Consider the following 15,656-nt stretch of genomic DNA (forward strand, 5'->3'; position numbering starts at 1 on the left):
CATCAGAGAAGCGTCGAGCAGACAAAACCACCGAATATAAAGAAAACGGCCTCAACCCGCAAGTCCAGACCGTTTCAGTCGAGCCACCTGTGGGAATCGAACCCACGACCTATTCATTACAAGCCCGGTAAAGGGTTCCACTCATTTTCGGCATCGTATCTTCGCTGGCTCTGTGCTTCGTTTTTCTTTTTACTCGTATTGCCAGCAACTATGGCAATGCCAGTAATGACGGCAACTATGGCAGTGATGGCGCTGCCAGCAATGCCCGTTTTTTTCAACAATTGGGCATGCTTGCCAATGCTAATGGCTGAAACTTTAGTCATGCTCAAAACTGTTATTCCTTTTGAACAACTCGCCCGCCTATGGACTGTAGAGATGTCCGCACGCTCTTTGTCAGTAAGGACGATTGATGAACGATTACGTGTCGTAGACCAATTCACTCAGCAAACGGGGGTGAACGCTCAGGTAGCCAATTTCGAGGACATTACTTTATGGCTTGCCACGTTACCGTCTGCGATCACGCGCCACACATATTACGTGCATCTGCGAGCCTTCTATCATTGGCTGGTTATCAGCGATCACCGTCAGGACAATCCTATGTCCCGCGTTGCAGCGCCTAAACGTCCTAAGTATCAACCGCGACCTATCACAGATGAACAGCTACGAGCCGTTCTCACCTCGCCTCTGCGTCCCGCCACGCGCACCCGCATCATGCTTGCTGCCTTTGCTGGGCTGCGAGTCCACGAAATAGCGAAAATACGCGGACAAGACATCGATCACGCAACGGGAATGATAACCGTAGTTGGAAAAGGCAATAAAACCGCCGTTCTGCCAGTGCATCCCATCATCTTGCGCGAGGCTGAACACTACCCTCTACGCGGTTGGTGGTTCCCTTCTTCCACATGCCCTCACACGCATGTAGAACGTCGGGCAGTTGGCTCAAGTATTTCTGACGCTTTTGCGCGAGCGGGTATCACAATGACTTCCCACCAGCTACGCCACTATTTCGCCACAGCCCTACTTGAAGCAGGAGCAGACGCGCGGGTAGTGCAAACCCTTATGCGTCACGAAAACCTACAAACAACCGCGCTATACATGAACGTTTCAGTGCGCCTACAACGCCAGGCTCTCGACCTACTACCAACCATGTTCAACAACTACCTGTTCTAACCGCCAGCACTGCCAGCAACGTCGGCATTGACGGCAATGACGGCAACGCTGGCAACCGTAGACATGTAACCCATGAGGAGACAATGATGCTCACCATTTCACTGTGTAATCAAAAAGGTGGAGTTGGTAAATCAACTACCACCTATCACCTAGCCCGCGCCGCGGTTCTTGAGGGCTTGCGCGTGATCGTCGTAGACCTTGATCCGCAAGGCAACATCACCAGTAGCCTCGCAAAACACCCAGTAGATGAGGACACTGCGGGGTTGGCTGACGTGCTCTCAAACCGAACCAAGCTACCGATAAGCGAAGTCACCGTACCTGGCCTATGGGACGGGGTAGACCTCGTACCCACCACGGGTGAGGCCCTACCAGTAGTAAGAGACGAACTAGTAGTAGCAGGAGCTGGACGCGAAAGCAGGCTACGCGCCGCCTTAAGTCCTATCGCGAGCAACTATGACGTGTGTCTTATCGACTGCCCACCATCACTCGACCAGCTCACAATCAACGGCCTGACCGCCACCGACATCACCCTGATCGTCACACACTCCAAACTCTGGAGCGCTAACGGGCTAGCGAGACTACTCAGTTCGATCGACCAGATCCGCACCTACTACAACCCCACACTCACAATCGGGGGAATCATCATCAACCAGCACGAAGCCCGCACCACCAGCGGCGGGCACTGGATAAGCGAGCTAACCCATGAAGTAGAACAACGCGGACTAACAATCTTTAACCCACCCATCCCCAAACGGGTAGCAATCGCAGACAGCGTGGAAGCCAGTCAGCCACTAGAACAATGGCCCACACAAGAAGCAGCACAACTAGCCGACATCTACACCCAATACCTCCACGCAATCCAAACCCACCAGGAAGAACAGAGCAATGAGCAAAATCAGTAACAAACAACTCTTAGCCACCTACAGGCAGGCGAGCAGTGAAGAAAAAGACATCTATCTGAAGTTGCTGTACAACGACACTGTAAACGCAACTCACTACCTCCAATACTGGATCAAACCAGAACACCTAGGACCTGGACCCTACACGTGGACAGAGAAAGTCCAACACGTGCTAGAAGGCAAAGACTTTGAGCAAATGCTCCAACTCCACACCCGCCTATCCGAAACCGCGCATGCCATCAATCGACTAGACAAACACATGCGTAAACTCGACGAAGGACACACTCATGACTAAACCACAACCTAGACGTAGCGCCCTAGCAGGCCACAGCGTCATCACCCAGACCCAGACCGAGGCCAAACCACGGGCACAAACACCCACATCCAAGCCCCAGGCCAGTGGTATCCAAAAGATCACTGTTCGGGTAGATGAAAAAGTGGCAGACGAAGCACGTGGTCTATTCATCGCCAGCCTTGCCAATAATGGGCCGACTACGTGGAGCAAATGGGTAGAACAAGCCCTCATCGCCTACAACACGCAAGCCCGAGCGCGACTACACGCGCCTGTCCCACCACGCCAAATCGGCACCCTACCCGTCGGACCGCGCGGCCCCATCAACTAGACTCGACATCAACACAGGTCAAGGAAAACACCATGAGCACCAGCCAGCCTCACACCCCATTACAAGAAACAACTGATACTGCGATGAGCGAGCCAGTCTCTACGGTGACACCACCGTGGTATAAGCGCCCGCCCATTATTGCCACCCTCGCCGTAGCACTCATCGCCGTGCTGGTTGTGGTTGGGGTGGTATGGAAAACCCACACTGATACGTTGAGCGCGCGCGAGGAATACCAGGCGACCCAGGCCACCTATCAGCAGACCTTGACCGAACTTGACCAGACTAAGACGCAAGCCAAAGCGCTTATTGATCTAGTGGCTCAGCGTGCTTTAGACACTGACACCACGGCTCTAGCCGTGGCGGTAGAAGAAGCAGACGCACTTTCAAGCGTTGAGGCCCAGGATGCTTCCGCGCTAGGACGTGAACAAGCCAAAGAAGCTACGCGCGCGGTCAAGGACGCCCAAGGGGAGGCTCAAAGCGTGCTTGATAAGCTCACTGCTTCATTTGCTGGCGTGCGCGAACACGTCGCGGCCGTGGCTACAACCACTTTTGGCCAGGCGGTAAAAACCCTGAATGAGGCAATCGAAGCCGCTGGCATGGCTAATCGTGAAGGCGTAGAAACGAGCGTGACCGACCAGCTTGATACTGCACTGAAAGAAGCTCAAGCACTCGACCAAGCCGAGCCTGAAACGCTGGAGGCTGTAGCTGATATTGAGGCTGTGTTTACCCGCGCAGACCAAGCAGGCACAGTAGCCAAAACCCTAAGCGATGCCACCACAGCGGTAAACGACGCGGCCACAGCCTACACACAAGCCCAACAGGCTCAAAGCACGGGCGGATACAACGAAGGCAATGGTGGTGGCTACAGCGCCAGTAACTACAGCAACTCGAACGCAGGTGGCAATGGAGGCGGTGGCTACAGCGGTGGTAGTGGTGACGTGTGTGGCGGCGGACCATACTGCTATAACCCAAACTTCCCCGAATATAGCTATGACGCAGACGGATGGGCACACCATCAAGTCGTACCAGACGAGAATGGAACAGTTACCGACGCGGGCGGATGTATCGCTGGATGTGACTAGCAACCTGCGAATCCGATGAGTCATATAAGGGGGGCACCCGACCGGGTGCCCCCCTTACTTTGTGCGCGCACACTCCACGTAATAGGTGAAGCCCCTGAATGGGTTTCGTGATCGATCATCAAACCTATATGAAAGTGGAGTAGTGATGAGTATTCCTATAACCACGCACGCTCAAGACGCGCCTCGCGCCACTAAGGGCGGGCTGGCCTACCGGCTAGCTCTCGCTTTAACAGCGCTTGCGCTTATCTTTGTCGGCTCTCTGAGCGCCCTACCGGCTCACGCGGCAGGCTCTTGGGTGCGCGGCGTGCCTATTGGAGGAAGTGTTGGCTGGCTTGGCACGTGGATTCCCTACCAAGGCCAGCCCATCCCAGGTCTGTGTATTCAGGCCGACGCGGTCAACCCCTCGGCGGCAGTTGCCGTCACCCCCGGAGAGCTGACGAGTCAGCCTGGCCTTAGCCGTCCGGCTGATCTGAGTGTTGATATTGCTCAGATGGCGTACATCATGAAGTGGTACACGCCAAAGTCCTTAGAGTTTTCCAATACTGACGTAGACGCGGCCGCCACAGGCTTCCTTGCACACGTGAACTTTGAAAACTCGGGTCGCGCTCAAGCGAATGTCAATGAGCTACTCCAACTCACGCCGGCTAACATTCAAAACCGTGCACGCCAAATGGTCGCAGAAGCCAAAGCGGCCGGTGTCGTCGGATGGGAAGCAGGTGAACCAGAAACCACCAACCACATGTACGGCACGCTAGGTAAGTTGGGCTTAAAGAATGCTAACGGTAGTTTTATTGCGGGATACCCCTACACGATTACGCTAAATGGTCCAGCGGTGTTCGACGAAACGGGTACTAATACTTACACTGGCACCACTGCATCTACCCCCATTATGGGCATCAAGTGGCACTCAACCGCCAACGGCAAAGTCTTTGCTACGACGGAATACAAGAATGTTACTGCCCCTGTTCTCGGTTACGCGTCGCCTGGCGGTGGCAGGCAGGACGTGATTTTCGATGTTATGAAAGTTACATCTAAGACCGTTCAGTCTCCGACGTGGGATGTTATCTTCGATTTCCGCCCCCAAGGCCTCTCAAATGTGGATACCGCTAAGGTCATTGACAGCGGCGCTGAGCTGACTGACACGTTCACCCCGAACGCTGACCCGAACTACGGGGACGGTAAGTGGCTCAACATCGATGGCACCAATGTGCCCGTGAACTACCGCGCGAGCCTCTACTACATCGACCCCCTCGCTCCAGCAGGCCAGAGCGCGACCGTGCCAGAAGGCGCAGAACTCATCAAGTCCGTCATCGTCAAAGCAGACGGGCCTGAAACGGTGCTTACCGTTAGCGCAGGGGCCGCACCCAAGGACGGTTTCTACACGTGGGTGTGGGAAGTAAAGGCCGATGACCAAGATGCTGAGTGGTCAAAGTACATTAAGGCCGACTTTGTTGACGACTATGGCATGGCAGACGAAACCACGTCGGTAAGACACCCAGCTCAGATTGATTCGAAGTTGAGTGTGCGTGACACCAAGGCGGGCACCTACCTAGTAGATGACGTGTTCGTCACCGGAATGCCCTCCGATCACCCCAACTTTGAAGGCGCAGCCGGGTTCAAGGCAGACGAAAAACTCATCTCTCACGAGGTCTTGTTTTTCCCCGCCGGCCTTAAAGTAACCGAAGCGAACCGCGACAAGGCTGAAAAGATTGGTCAAACCGTCACCATTCCAGCCAAGAACGGTGTCTACCCCAGCGTTGGTGACACGTCGTGGATCGCTAAGAAGGGTGCAGACGGCAAGCTAGTAGCCGGCACCTACGTATTCATCTCTACTTTTGCTGGTGATGACCGCGTAACCCCATTGGCTACTTCTGTAGAGGATGTGACCGAGCAGTTCACTATCACAGCTGATGGCCCGAAGCTCAAGACCACGTTCACCGGCGAAAACGGTGAAAAAACCTTGAAGCCTGGCAAGGACACGAAGCTGATTGACAAGGTGTGTGACGCGAACGAGAAACTTGTTCCCGGAACTGAATACACCTTGAGGCTCAAGGTTCACAACAAGACCACCGGCAAGATGGTCATGGTAGACGGCACAGAGTATGAAGCGACCGCGAAGTTCACGCCCAACACTCCGCAAGACTGCGGGAAGGTAGTAGCCAACCTGGACACTACCGGCATGGCAAACACTGAACTCGTTGCCTTTGAATACGTCTACGACGCAAACGGGCAGCTCGTGGGCACCCACACGGATGCTGGTGACGCGGATCAGACCATTAAGCTCGCAGCCGCTGACAACTCCGGTGGCGGGTCGGCCCTGGCCAAGACCGGCGCAAACCTCGCACCGCTAGGCGTAGCCGCACTACTAGCCACGGGTGGTGCAGGTGCCCTCGTAGCTAAGCGACGCAAGAACTAACCCACAAGATCCCCTCCAGGGATAGTTAAGGCCCGCACCTTTTGGTGCGGGCCTTAGCTGTGCGCGCACAACCTACGTAGTAGGTATGAGCGAAAACCAACTGCACAAACAAGGAACTGCATGAGGAATCTATCTCCCCTGCGATACCCCGGCGGAAAAGTACGCCTCGCACCCTTTTTCGCCCAGCTTCTCGCTATCCAGGACCCCGTTCCCACCCGGTACGCAGAACCCTTCGCTGGAGGCGCTGGTGCAGCCTTACGCCTCCTCGACGAAGAGCGCGTCTCCCACATCCACATCAATGATATCCACCCCGGCATCGCGGCCTTCTGGCGCTCCGTAACTACTCACTCCGATGAATTCATCCAGCGCATCGAAACAACAAAGGTCACTATCAGTCAATGGCACGAACAGCGCGCAATCTTTGAAGCGGGCCCCAATGGAGACGATCTCGCCCTCGGCTTCGCCACTTTCTTCCTCAATCGCACCAACCGATCTGGCATCCTCACTGCACGCCCCATCGGTGGACTCAACCAGACCGGCAGATGGCTCATCGATGCCCGCTACAACAAACAAGGACTCATCTCGCGCATCAAACGCATCCAAGAATTAGCCGACCACATCACCGTGACCGAGCTTGATGCGCTCGATTTCCTTGACAGTATCGAGCACTACGAGGACAACATCTTTGTTTACGCTGACCCCCCATACGTCGTCCAGGGGAACAAGCTCTATCTCCACGCCTTCAATGCTGACGACCACAAAACCCTCGCCGATAAAATTCTGAGCGCTCCATACCCTTGGGTTCTCACCTACGATGATGAAAAAATCATCTGGCAAGATCTATATGGAGGCGAACGTTGTGCTCGCTTCAACCTCGCTCATACCGCACAAAACAGTCATATCGGGACAGAAACCATCATCTACGGGCCAACGATTAACGTTCCTCGCACTCAGGAAATCACCCCCGGCGTACAAGCCAATTGGATCTAACCTCATTAGCCAAAAGACTCAATCGGCGTACTCATGACGTCGCGAACGCTCTGGGTCAAATGAGCACCGAAGGGACGAATCGCAACCTCTCTCTGGCCCCTTCCAGGGATAGTTAAGGCCCGCACCAAAAGGTGCGGGCCTTAACTCTGTGCGCGCACAACCTACGTAGTAGGTATGAGCGAAAACATTACTATTTACACCACCCCGCACTGTCCAGGGTGTGCCCTGACCCAACGCAAGTTGGACAAGGCAGGAATCACCTACAACGCCATTGACTTAAGCAAGCGACCCGACCTGGTAGAACAGTTCAAAAACGAAGGCCTCCTATCAGCCCCGATCATAGAAACCCAAACGGGTCGCTCATCTGGGTTTAACCCCCAGCGCATCCGCGAAATCATCGCCCTGGCCACCCCTTACACCAAACCAGACCAGGCGGGCCGCGCAAACAATACCGGCCACACAAGCGCTGTCAGCACCCCCAGCCACACGAGGAACCTCGATCACGGTGTAACCACCGAGCAAGGGCGCGGGCTGTGAAAACGACACTCATCGCCGCAGCCCCGCTCATGCTCTTGCCTCTGATGATGACTGGAGGCGGAGCCGAAGGAGCAGGAGCGGGCCTAGAGGGAGTGCCCCCCGAATATGTGCAGGCCGTGATGAAAGCGGGGAGTATCTGCACCGAAATCACGCCGAGCCTCATCGCCGGACAAATCGAGGCTGAATCCGGGTGGGACGCGAAAGCTGTGAGCCCAGCCGGCGCACAAGGTATCGCTCAGTTCATGCCCGCCACATGGAAATCTCACGGGATAGACGCAAACGGGGACGGGGTGGCCGACCCGTTCGACCCTATCGACGCTATCGCCAGCCAAGGCCAGTTCATGTGCAAGCTAGTAGACGCCGTGAAAGCCTACGTCGCGAGCGGGCAAGCAACAGGAAACGTGGTTGATCTTGCCCTAGCCGCATACAACGCGGGACCGGGAGCAATCCAACAATACCGGGGCATACCCCCATACTCTGAAACCCAAAACTACGTAACCAAAATCAAACAGCTGGCCAAAAAATACACTCAAAAAAGTGCTTCAGCCTCGTCCGTAGTGGCCACTGCCCAAAAATATCTTGGCACCCCCTACAAGTGGGGAGGCACCAGCGCGGATGGACTGGACTGTTCGGGCCTCATCGTGCGCGTCTACACCGACCTCGGCAAACCCCTCAACGCGCGAACCGCCCACGACATCATCACCCGAGCAGGCACACCCATAGACCAATCAGCCCTACAACCAGGCGACCTGATCGGCTTTTCCACTCCGGGCAGTGGTCACTACCACCACATCGGCATCTACGCAGGCAAAGACCCCAGTGGCAACCGACTCATGATCCACGCCCCCGACGTGGGCGGACACGTCGAACAAATACCCCTCGACACCCCCTACTGGCTCAGCTTGCACTGGCAAGCCGTCCGCATCTAACCAACCAAACAACCATTGAGGAGTCCAACAGTGAGCTACATAGTACGAGCTGGAAATCTAGCAGGCCCCGTCAAACTCACCCTCAACGATGACGGAACCCACCAGGGTCGCGTAACCGTGATCGTTAATGACCGGGCTAAAGACCCAGAAACCGGCAAGTGGGAAACCGTGGCCACCACCGGCTACTACCTACGAGTCCACGGGCAGACCGCCGTGAAACTCAAAGACTTCCAAGAGTTAAACGGCAACGCCGCCATCATCTTCACTGGCACCTACCGGGCGCGCACCTACACCAGTCAAGACGGGCAAGAGCGCGTAGCCCACGACGTGTGGGTAGACCACATCGGAGCAGACATTGCCCTCCAAGAACTACACATCAGCACCAACGACTCCACAAACAACTAACCAGGAGATTCAAATGGAAAACCAATACACCACGCTAGAACTCGTAGAAACCCTCATCGAGCAGGTCGAAGCCCAGCAAGACCAGATCGAACAGCTCTCACAACGCCTCCAGGCTCTTGAAGCTCAAAGTGGCAAGGTAGGCAACTAATCATGGCCAGCCGCAGCAAAGAAGAAGCCAAAGAAGAACGCGAAGCCAAACTCGCCAAAGCGCACGAAGAAATCGCCGCAGCAGCTGCCCGGTTCAAAGACACCCAAACATGGAAAGACATGCTGGACTACATGGCGAAAATGCCCCAGTACTCATTCCGCAACCTCGTGTGGCTCCAAACCCAAGCACACCAGCGAGGAAGCAAGGAAACTTCGTTTGCTTCCTACACAGCGTGGAAAAAGCTAGGTAGACACGTCCAAAAAGGAGAAAAAAGCTACCACGTCCTCGCCCCCATCACCTACAAGATCCCCTTCCTCAAAGATGAGGACCGGCCAATAGACAAAAGCGAGCTAGATAAGTACGACAAGAAAGACATTATCTGGAAGCCCGCCGTCACAGGGTTTACCGTGCGCCCCACGTTTGGCTACCACCAAACAGACGGCGAGCCAATCAAAGGCAAAGACCTACCCCAAGTAACCGGGCAGCGTTCCGAAGAACTCTGGCAACGCGCTAAACAGATAGTGGCAGACCTTGGATACACGTACGAAGAAACCACGCGTCAAGCTCTTGGTGGCGCATACGGGGTAACAATGCGGCCGATGGTTGAGGGGCAAGGTGAGAAAACCATCGCGGTAGCCAGCGACGCGCCTGAGGCCCACCAGTTTAAAACTCTCATTCACGAGATCAGTCACGCCCGACTACACATGGGCCAGGCAGATCAACCTGAGTCCATGCACAGGGGGATCAAAGAAGTAGAAGCCGAATCATGCGCCTACCTAGTCAGTAAATACTTCGGCCTCGACACAGCCGAATACTCCACCGGATACATCGCCGGGTGGGCAGACGCGGACGAAAAAACCATCCTCGCCACCGGGGAACGGGTAATCCAAAACTCGAACTGGATCATCGACCAGCTCAACCCGCAAACCCCCAGCGAAGAAGCGGTAAACACTTTAGAGCGCGTACAAACCCGCCAGCACGAACAATCCCAAGTAGAAGAAGCACACGAAACAACACCCACACGCTCAAAACCACCACTACCCGGCATCGGGGAAGTCCCACAAATCAAGAAACTAGATCATCCAACCAAGCACCCCACCACCCGGCGCACACCACACCAAACCGCGAGCCTGACCCTACACAGATAGGAACCAGCAAGCAGGTAACACCATCAGTGGCACCAAGTGGAAATGGGGCATATTCATGGCTGAGAAGTGGACGTTAGCGTCATTCTTTGCGGGAATCGGAGGGATCGACCTCGGATTTGAAGAAACCGGCAAAGTAAAGACGATTTACGCCAATGAGTTCGATCCATATGCCGCCCAAACGTATGAACAGAACTTTGAGATCAAAGTAGATGAGCGCGATATTCACGAGGTTCTGCCCGAAGAAGTACCCGATGCCGATATCTTTGTCGGCGGTTTCCCCTGCCAGGCCTTTTCAGTGGCGGGATACCGTCAAGGTTTTACCGACAAGAAAGGTCGAGGCGATCTTTTCTTCGAATTGATGCGGATTATCGCAGTGAAGAAGCCTCGCGTCATCTTCCTTGAAAACGTGAAAAACCTAGTGAGTCATGATCGTGGGAACACATTCAGAGTCATCCTCGAAGCGCTGAAAGAAGAGGGATACCACTACCGCTACCAAGTATTGAATGCGATGGAATATGGGAATACTCCCCAGAACCGTGAGCGTATCTACATTGCCTGCTTCCGGAATGAAGCAGATTGTGCGCGATTCTCATTCCCAGATCCGATTCCGCTAACAAAGAGTCTGTCAGACATTATCGATTTCGATCATGAGGTGGGTGAGCGCTACTACTACACCGATATTTCGCTCTACTTTGTGTCCTCGCACGGGCAGAATCGTTCGTTTATGAACGCCCCTTGTACACCTGTGAACGATGATTTACATCGACGACAAGAACTACCATTACATCATCTTCAATGAGGCACACGAGCCGATAATCTCCAACTCGGTAACGCCACAGTCCTGCCAGGTTTCCAGTCAGACCCTTCCCCTGCATCCGAGGGTCATCAAGCTCTGAAATCTGCCGAAGTTTAGCGACGATACGTCGAGCTATTGGCTTATCCAGCTTCGCCAAAAAGCGTTGCGCGCCTTTATCGACCTCAACCTTCCACGCCAAGATCAGCCTCCAACTCATCAAGGCTTACAGTTTCAAGTCTGCCAGCACGCCAATCTTCAACCTTTTGCATGAGGCCATACTCGTATTCAAGGCGATCAATCGACTCTGCGAGAGCTTGAGTGAGGTAGTAGGTTTTCGTTCTGCCTGTCATCATCGCAAGGCGATCATATCGACCTGCAAGGTCTTGCGGAATACGCAGTGCTGCGACTGATGTTGCCATAACTCCTCCCAAGTGTTTACGTGTAAACATCTTAGTTGGTTCCCGCTTCTTATTCAATCTCTGGCGATCGTTTTTCGGGGAAAGAGTATTACTTGGAGATTCTCATTATGAGTCGGGCACCGGTGATGTGTGTCGTGGTGGCCCAATACGCAGATCCAGCGCTGTTTGGTCCACGCCCAGCGCCTTAAGCAGCGAGGGTAGCGAGACTCTCTCAGTGAAGATTCCTGCCGCTATGAAACGGGCGCTAACAGCCACGGCAGACAAGGAGAACATGACCACTAGCGAGCTAGTGCGCGCCATGCTCACCAAATCACTCATAGACGCATAGCCACTAAGCAGGTAAACCCACGGTTTTCGCTACACACCCCGCGCAATGCGGGGATAACCCCTACACACTAGCTAACAGCGCCACAATCACTGACGCAGACATCGAGCACGAATTTAGCCCCTACGACTGAGAGTCCAGACGAGTGTGCATTATCGACCGATAACGCACGCCATGACTACCGAAACAAGAAACCGCGTAAAACCAAGCAAACAAAACGTGCAAAACTAGCGCCCAAAACCCAAACCGTGCAGAACCACCACCCATTGAGTAACGCACGCGCCCGCGATAGAATTAAAACAATACGGGGAGGCATTATGGACACTTTCGACATCGAGCAACGCTGGCCCGAATTGTTCCACAATCTTGATGAGCAACAACGACTCGGCGTGCTCAATACACTTGCCGCATTGTGGCATGAGGGATTCGAGCTGACCAGAGAAGATGTCGAAAACCTTACCGACTACGCTGCGGGCATTATCGACGCTGACGAATACCGGGTGAGAGCACACGCAACGGTGCGCGCGCAGATGAAACTTGCCCGTACAAGTGCTTAAGACATGCCCAAATCTTACGAGTCTTGGGAATCGTATTTTTACCCTGAAACATACGACCCCGACACGAGACAAGGAACTCTACGAAACCTATTCGGGGAGCGCGACAGGGAACTTCTTAAGCAATTCGAGAAAGTCGAAACGGCTTCTAGGCTGTACGAACTTGAAAGCAACCAAGTCGCTATAGAGCGCACTTTTGACTCCGCTCACCTACGGGCATTGCATAGCTACATTTTCCAACACGTGTACGAATGGGCGGGGCAATACCGCACGGTAGGCATAGCCAAGGGTTACTCATCCTTTGCCGATGTAACGATGATTGACCGCTACTTGAATGATGCGCACGATCTTGTTGAGAGAACTGAATGGAACACGCTGGATAAAACAGACTTTAGCGCCCAGATCGCGACCGTTTACGCCCTACTTAACCAAGCCCACCCTTTTAGAGAAGGTAATGGCCGAGCAGGCAAAGCCTTTCTGCACCACGTTGCCCAACTATCTAACTACACGCTACGGTTCGACCAGGTCACACCTCGCCAATGGAACCAAGCGAGCGCCTTATCTGGCCCAGACCTTGGCTCTTACGAAGTAGTGCCCGACTCACTCATTCCAGTCTTTGAGCAAATATCAACCCCAAAGGCGACCGTTCGCCCACCCTTGCCCGGCATTGGAGAGGTCCCGCAGATTAAGAAGCTGGATCACCCAACTCGGCACGCCGCGCCTCAACCGCGTCAAAGCAGAGGCAGGAGTCACGGTTATGGACGGGGGATGTAATGAGTCTTATTGGTTATGCGCGCGTGTCTACTCTTGAGCAGAACCTGGACGGACAACTAGACGCTCTCACCCAGGCAGGGTGTAGTCGTATCTTCACTGACCACGCTTCGGGTACTAAAACCGTGCGCCCCCAGTTAGACAAGGCGATGGACTATTTGCGTGAGGGTGACACGCTTGTGGTGTGGAAACTCGACCGCTTAGGCCGCTCACTGCCCCACCTTGTTGAGGTTATTGCGGACTTAGATAAGCGCGGTGTTGAGTTTCGCTCTCTTACCGAATCGATCGACACCACTACGCCGGGTGGGCGTTTGGTGTTCCACATGGCCGCAGCCTTTGCTCAGTTCGAACGTGACCTTATTAGAGAGCGAACCCGAGCGGGCCTTGCTGCCGCGCGCTCTCAAGGACGGCTTGGAGGACGGCCCGCGCTCATGACGCCTGAACGGTTAAAGACTGCTAGAGCCATGCAAGAAAACGGGTCTAATAACGCTGAAATTGCCAGGGTACTCGGCGTTAGCCGCTCCACCGTCTCAAGAGCCTTAAACCCTCATAAATAGTTAAGACCCTCGCTAATGTCTGAACTTATGCCCGCTAGCGCGGGGAGTAGATAAGCTAAAGCTCTGGTCATCGGCGTCATCCTTATAAGCGGAGCGTCAACGGCCAGAGCAACTAGTAAGCAGTTTATATCTACTCTTAGTTAAGGTCCACCGCCCGTCGCACATCATCGCATTTCATCGCGTTTCATCACTCCAATATGTTCAACAACCTTCAATCAGCACTATCCGCCATCACTTCAAGAAAACAGGACTGGCTTTGTCCGGCTAACCATTAACAAACAACACAGATTGAAGTACAATGTACTAAAAGGCGTTGGGAGACGGTAAACATGGCTTTTTCAATCAGACTTAGCGAGAAAGAACGCAAGCTAGCCACAAGCTATTCGCACTTGCACGGGATTTCTTTAGGTGAAGCATTCAAGCAAGCACTGTTCGAACGTATCGAGGATGAATACGACGTACAGATAGCCCAAGAAGCTCTGAACGAGTGGGCACGAGACGGATATAAAACTCGCCCGATTGAAGAATTATGGGAAGAGTGCGGGCTGTGAACTGGCGTTTAGAAACATCCAAAGCATTCGATAAAGAATTTAAAAAGCTCGATCACTACACTCAACGAATCATCAAAGGCTGGATTACTAAAAACCTCATGGAAGCCGACAACCCGCGTATTCACGGCAAAGCCTTAACAGGCAATCTCGCTGGCTTATGGCGCTATCGCATCGGCGACTATCGACTCATTGCCGAAATCAAAGACGATAAGCTTTCTATCTTGGCTATCTCCATCGGGCACAGACGCGAGATATACCGCTAAGCAAAAACGGCTAGGAAGTTTCCTAGCCGTTTTTAACGTGATTTGGCCACGCGAGGCGTGGCCTTGTTTCTTTTGTGCCACTGGTGGTGGCAATTGTGGAGCGCGTGAGCGCGCACTCTTCTTGTCTCCGGGGTTTTTCCTGCTGGCTTTCGAGTCTACGTCGCGCGGTCTGCCCGTCAAACGCTTCGCGTTCAAGTGGGTGCGGGCTTTCACGGCATAAACCACTTCGTTTTTTATTCCATGACCCGCGCCCACTTGCCGATGGTGACGGGCAGACCTTGTCCGCGACTTATTGACTCCGTGCCAGCCGGCAAAAACAAAGTCACAACCGACACACAGCACCTAGAGGAGTCATCATGGATAGGGACGTGGCGCTATTAAAGGAACGCGTAGATGAGTTCATAACCAAACTAGATAGTTTGGTTCAGTCGGATTACTTGGAAGAGTTGTCTGAATATCTTGACGATTGTTGGGACATTGAGGTTACGTTCAACATGCAAGGAGAGTTCAATGGGTTCAGCTTAGCGGTGGCTATTGGCGGGCCGAACATTTACATCTCTTACCATCGTTGCCAAGCCGTGGCAACGATTAGCGGTTCGTGGGGAACGATCAACTATCAAGACTTCCTTAGCGCTAATGTGAGCGATACTCTCTGGGATGCAGGAGAGCATTTAGCAGAACAGGCGACATACGCGATCGAACGCCGCAGCCGCAACCCGTGGTCACACGTGGCATAAGAACACAGGGGCGTGCTAACCCAAACGGGTTAGCACGCCCCTGTTCTTACTACTCGTCCTTAAAGAGCGCGCTTGATGGGGGCGCGGCGATCTTCTTGACCTTGGGTAGTTTTGCTACGTCGAAGAATCCGGCTACGTTGAGGTCGCGTGTGGTCCAGCCCGTAGCAATTGCCGCCTTGTATGCGTTCTTGTATGAAGATACGACTGCTTCAAGTTGGATCATCGCCTGGCCGAGGTTACGCACTGCGTCCTCCCGGTTCTCATCGTGGTTTAACAGTTTGGCCACTGGGTCGAATGGGTTTGACATTCAAAGTTTTCCTTTCACTTCACAAAAAG

Annotated in this window: 22 protein-coding genes; 18 read left to right on the top strand and 4 right to left on the bottom strand. The window is 53.8% G+C overall.

Annotation, left to right across the window (positions count from 1 at the left end; all coding sequences use genetic code 11):
• Positions 1 to 116: 116 nt before the first annotated feature.
• A complete protein-coding gene (locus QP503_RS01180; protein ID WP_285068419.1) occupies positions 117 to 323 on the bottom strand; it encodes a hypothetical protein in 207 nt (68 codons plus the stop codon).
• Here QP503_RS01180 and QP503_RS01185 point away from each other — a divergent pair.
• The 12 genes from QP503_RS01185 to dcm all read left to right on the top strand — a co-directional run bounded on the left by QP503_RS01185 (position 322) and on the right by dcm (position 11,146).
• On the top strand, positions 322 to 1,170 hold the full coding sequence (locus QP503_RS01185; protein ID WP_050998759.1) for a tyrosine-type recombinase/integrase: 849 nt from the start codon (positions 322 to 324) through the stop codon (positions 1,168 to 1,170). The genes QP503_RS01180 and QP503_RS01185 overlap by 2 nt on opposite strands.
• 83 nt (positions 1,171 to 1,253) lie before the next feature.
• Positions 1,254 to 2,072 carry a ParA family protein gene (locus QP503_RS01190; protein WP_285068424.1) on the top strand — a complete coding sequence of 273 codons (819 nt, stop codon included), beginning with the start codon at positions 1,254 to 1,256 and terminating at the stop codon, positions 2,070 to 2,072.
• A gap of 284 nt (positions 2,073 to 2,356) precedes the next feature.
• Entirely contained in the window at positions 2,357 to 2,692 is a 336-nt protein-coding gene (locus tag QP503_RS01195) for a hypothetical protein (protein ID WP_285101014.1), read from the top strand.
• A 32-nt stretch (positions 2,693 to 2,724) separates the two neighbouring features.
• Positions 2,725 to 3,774 (top strand): hypothetical protein, encoded by a 1,050-nt coding sequence (locus QP503_RS01200; protein WP_285101016.1) that lies wholly within the window; start codon positions 2,725 to 2,727, stop codon positions 3,772 to 3,774.
• A 145-nt stretch (positions 3,775 to 3,919) separates the two neighbouring features.
• Positions 3,920 to 6,190, top strand: a complete 2,271-nt coding sequence (locus tag QP503_RS01205) for a VaFE repeat-containing surface-anchored protein (RefSeq protein ID WP_285101018.1) — start codon at positions 3,920 to 3,922, stop codon at positions 6,188 to 6,190.
• 120 nt (positions 6,191 to 6,310) lie between these two features.
• Entirely contained in the window at positions 6,311 to 7,180 is an 870-nt protein-coding gene (locus QP503_RS01210) for a DNA adenine methylase (protein WP_285101020.1), read from the top strand.
• 174 nt (positions 7,181 to 7,354) lie between these two features.
• The gene (locus tag QP503_RS01215; RefSeq protein WP_006680464.1) at positions 7,355 to 7,717 is read left to right on the top strand and encodes a glutaredoxin family protein; all 363 of its coding nucleotides are present in this window, start codon (positions 7,355 to 7,357) and stop codon (positions 7,715 to 7,717) included.
• Complete coding sequence (locus tag QP503_RS01220) at positions 7,714 to 8,646, top strand: C40 family peptidase (protein ID WP_285101022.1); 933 nt, start codon at positions 7,714 to 7,716, stop codon at positions 8,644 to 8,646. The genes QP503_RS01215 and QP503_RS01220 overlap by 4 nt, the downstream gene beginning before the upstream one ends.
• 30 nt (positions 8,647 to 8,676) lie before the next feature.
• Complete coding sequence (locus QP503_RS01225) at positions 8,677 to 9,051, top strand: single-stranded DNA-binding protein (RefSeq protein WP_285101024.1); 375 nt, start codon at positions 8,677 to 8,679, stop codon at positions 9,049 to 9,051.
• A 13-nt stretch (positions 9,052 to 9,064) separates the two neighbouring features.
• On the top strand, positions 9,065 to 9,199 hold the full coding sequence (locus QP503_RS01230; protein WP_285024194.1) for a hypothetical protein: 135 nt from the start codon (positions 9,065 to 9,067) through the stop codon (positions 9,197 to 9,199).
• A gap of 2 nt (positions 9,200 to 9,201) precedes the next feature.
• Complete coding sequence (locus QP503_RS01235) at positions 9,202 to 10,347, top strand: ArdC family protein (RefSeq protein WP_285101025.1); 1,146 nt, start codon at positions 9,202 to 9,204, stop codon at positions 10,345 to 10,347.
• Positions 10,348 to 10,402: 55 nt separating this feature from the next.
• Positions 10,403 to 11,146 carry a DNA (cytosine-5-)-methyltransferase gene (gene dcm / locus QP503_RS01240; protein ID WP_285101027.1) on the top strand — a complete coding sequence of 248 codons (744 nt, stop codon included), beginning with the start codon at positions 10,403 to 10,405 and terminating at the stop codon, positions 11,144 to 11,146.
• Here the strand turns inward: dcm and QP503_RS01245 are convergent.
• Together QP503_RS01245 and relB (QP503_RS01250) are read right to left on the bottom strand one after the other, a co-directional pair.
• Positions 11,070 to 11,360: a type II toxin-antitoxin system RelE family toxin gene (locus QP503_RS01245; protein ID WP_285101029.1), complete on the bottom strand. Its 291-nt coding sequence runs from the start codon at positions 11,358 to 11,360 to the stop codon at positions 11,070 to 11,072. The genes dcm and QP503_RS01245 overlap by 77 nt on opposite strands.
• Complete coding sequence (gene relB / locus QP503_RS01250) at positions 11,326 to 11,562, bottom strand: type II toxin-antitoxin system RelB family antitoxin (RefSeq protein ID WP_285101031.1); 237 nt, start codon at positions 11,560 to 11,562, stop codon at positions 11,326 to 11,328. The genes QP503_RS01245 and relB (QP503_RS01250) overlap by 35 nt, the downstream gene beginning before the upstream one ends.
• 642 nt (positions 11,563 to 12,204) lie before the next feature.
• On the opposite strand from relB (QP503_RS01250), the gene QP503_RS01260 reads away from it, so the two are divergent.
• From QP503_RS01260 to QP503_RS01285, 6 genes are all read left to right on the top strand, one after another.
• Complete coding sequence (locus QP503_RS01260) at positions 12,205 to 12,444, top strand: antitoxin VbhA family protein (RefSeq protein ID WP_285084526.1); 240 nt, start codon at positions 12,205 to 12,207, stop codon at positions 12,442 to 12,444.
• 3 nt (positions 12,445 to 12,447) lie between these two features.
• Positions 12,448 to 13,215 (top strand): Fic/DOC family protein, encoded by a 768-nt coding sequence (locus tag QP503_RS01265; protein WP_285101033.1) that lies wholly within the window; start codon positions 12,448 to 12,450, stop codon positions 13,213 to 13,215.
• Positions 13,215 to 13,769, top strand: a complete 555-nt coding sequence (locus QP503_RS01270) for a recombinase family protein (RefSeq protein WP_285101036.1) — start codon at positions 13,215 to 13,217, stop codon at positions 13,767 to 13,769. The genes QP503_RS01265 and QP503_RS01270 overlap by 1 nt, the downstream gene beginning before the upstream one ends.
• A gap of 329 nt (positions 13,770 to 14,098) precedes the next feature.
• Positions 14,099 to 14,320, top strand: a complete 222-nt coding sequence (relB, locus tag QP503_RS01275; RefSeq protein WP_138346728.1) for a type II toxin-antitoxin system RelB family antitoxin — start codon at positions 14,099 to 14,101, stop codon at positions 14,318 to 14,320.
• Positions 14,317 to 14,583 (top strand): type II toxin-antitoxin system RelE family toxin, encoded by a 267-nt coding sequence (locus QP503_RS01280; protein WP_006680477.1) that lies wholly within the window; start codon positions 14,317 to 14,319, stop codon positions 14,581 to 14,583. The genes relB (QP503_RS01275) and QP503_RS01280 overlap by 4 nt, the downstream gene beginning before the upstream one ends.
• Positions 14,584 to 14,939: 356 nt before the next feature.
• Positions 14,940 to 15,320 carry a hypothetical protein gene (locus tag QP503_RS01285; RefSeq protein ID WP_285101038.1) on the top strand — a complete coding sequence of 127 codons (381 nt, stop codon included), beginning with the start codon at positions 14,940 to 14,942 and terminating at the stop codon, positions 15,318 to 15,320.
• 49 nt (positions 15,321 to 15,369) lie between these two features.
• On the opposite strand, the gene QP503_RS01290 is transcribed toward QP503_RS01285, so the two are convergent.
• Positions 15,370 to 15,627 (bottom strand): hypothetical protein, encoded by a 258-nt coding sequence (locus tag QP503_RS01290; RefSeq protein ID WP_285101041.1) that lies wholly within the window; start codon positions 15,625 to 15,627, stop codon positions 15,370 to 15,372.
• Positions 15,628 to 15,656: the final 29 nt, after the last annotated feature.

Source organism: Pauljensenia sp. UMB0895, from assembly GCF_030218905.1.
Lineage (GTDB): Bacteria > Actinomycetota > Actinomycetes > Actinomycetales > Actinomycetaceae > Pauljensenia > Pauljensenia turicensis_A.

Coding starts and splice junctions, on each gene's coding strand:
- QP503_RS01290 (WP_285101041.1), bottom strand. CDS start 15,627: ATGTCAAACCCATTCGACCCAGTGGCCAAACTGTTAAACCACGATGAG.
- QP503_RS01265 (WP_285101033.1), top strand. CDS start 12,448: ATGCCCAAATCTTACGAGTCTTGGGAATCGTATTTTTACCCTGAAACA.
- QP503_RS01230 (WP_285024194.1), top strand. CDS start 9,065: ATGGAAAACCAATACACCACGCTAGAACTCGTAGAAACCCTCATCGAG.
- QP503_RS01285 (WP_285101038.1), top strand. CDS start 14,940: ATGGATAGGGACGTGGCGCTATTAAAGGAACGCGTAGATGAGTTCATA.
- QP503_RS01215 (WP_006680464.1), top strand. CDS start 7,355: ATGAGCGAAAACATTACTATTTACACCACCCCGCACTGTCCAGGGTGT.
- dcm (WP_285101027.1), top strand. CDS start 10,403: ATGGCTGAGAAGTGGACGTTAGCGTCATTCTTTGCGGGAATCGGAGGG.
- QP503_RS01235 (WP_285101025.1), top strand. CDS start 9,202: ATGGCCAGCCGCAGCAAAGAAGAAGCCAAAGAAGAACGCGAAGCCAAA.
- QP503_RS01270 (WP_285101036.1), top strand. CDS start 13,215: ATGAGTCTTATTGGTTATGCGCGCGTGTCTACTCTTGAGCAGAACCTG.
- QP503_RS01180 (WP_285068419.1), bottom strand. CDS start 323: ATGACTAAAGTTTCAGCCATTAGCATTGGCAAGCATGCCCAATTGTTG.
- QP503_RS01205 (WP_285101018.1), top strand. CDS start 3,920: ATGAGTATTCCTATAACCACGCACGCTCAAGACGCGCCTCGCGCCACT.
- QP503_RS01185 (WP_050998759.1), top strand. CDS start 322: ATGCTCAAAACTGTTATTCCTTTTGAACAACTCGCCCGCCTATGGACT.
- relB (WP_285101031.1), bottom strand. CDS start 11,562: ATGGCAACATCAGTCGCAGCACTGCGTATTCCGCAAGACCTTGCAGGT.
- QP503_RS01210 (WP_285101020.1), top strand. CDS start 6,311: ATGAGGAATCTATCTCCCCTGCGATACCCCGGCGGAAAAGTACGCCTC.
- QP503_RS01190 (WP_285068424.1), top strand. CDS start 1,254: ATGATGCTCACCATTTCACTGTGTAATCAAAAAGGTGGAGTTGGTAAA.
- relB (WP_138346728.1), top strand. CDS start 14,099: ATGGCTTTTTCAATCAGACTTAGCGAGAAAGAACGCAAGCTAGCCACA.
- QP503_RS01260 (WP_285084526.1), top strand. CDS start 12,205: ATGGACACTTTCGACATCGAGCAACGCTGGCCCGAATTGTTCCACAAT.
- QP503_RS01245 (WP_285101029.1), bottom strand. CDS start 11,360: ATGAGTTGGAGGCTGATCTTGGCGTGGAAGGTTGAGGTCGATAAAGGC.
- QP503_RS01200 (WP_285101016.1), top strand. CDS start 2,725: ATGAGCACCAGCCAGCCTCACACCCCATTACAAGAAACAACTGATACT.
- QP503_RS01195 (WP_285101014.1), top strand. CDS start 2,357: ATGACTAAACCACAACCTAGACGTAGCGCCCTAGCAGGCCACAGCGTC.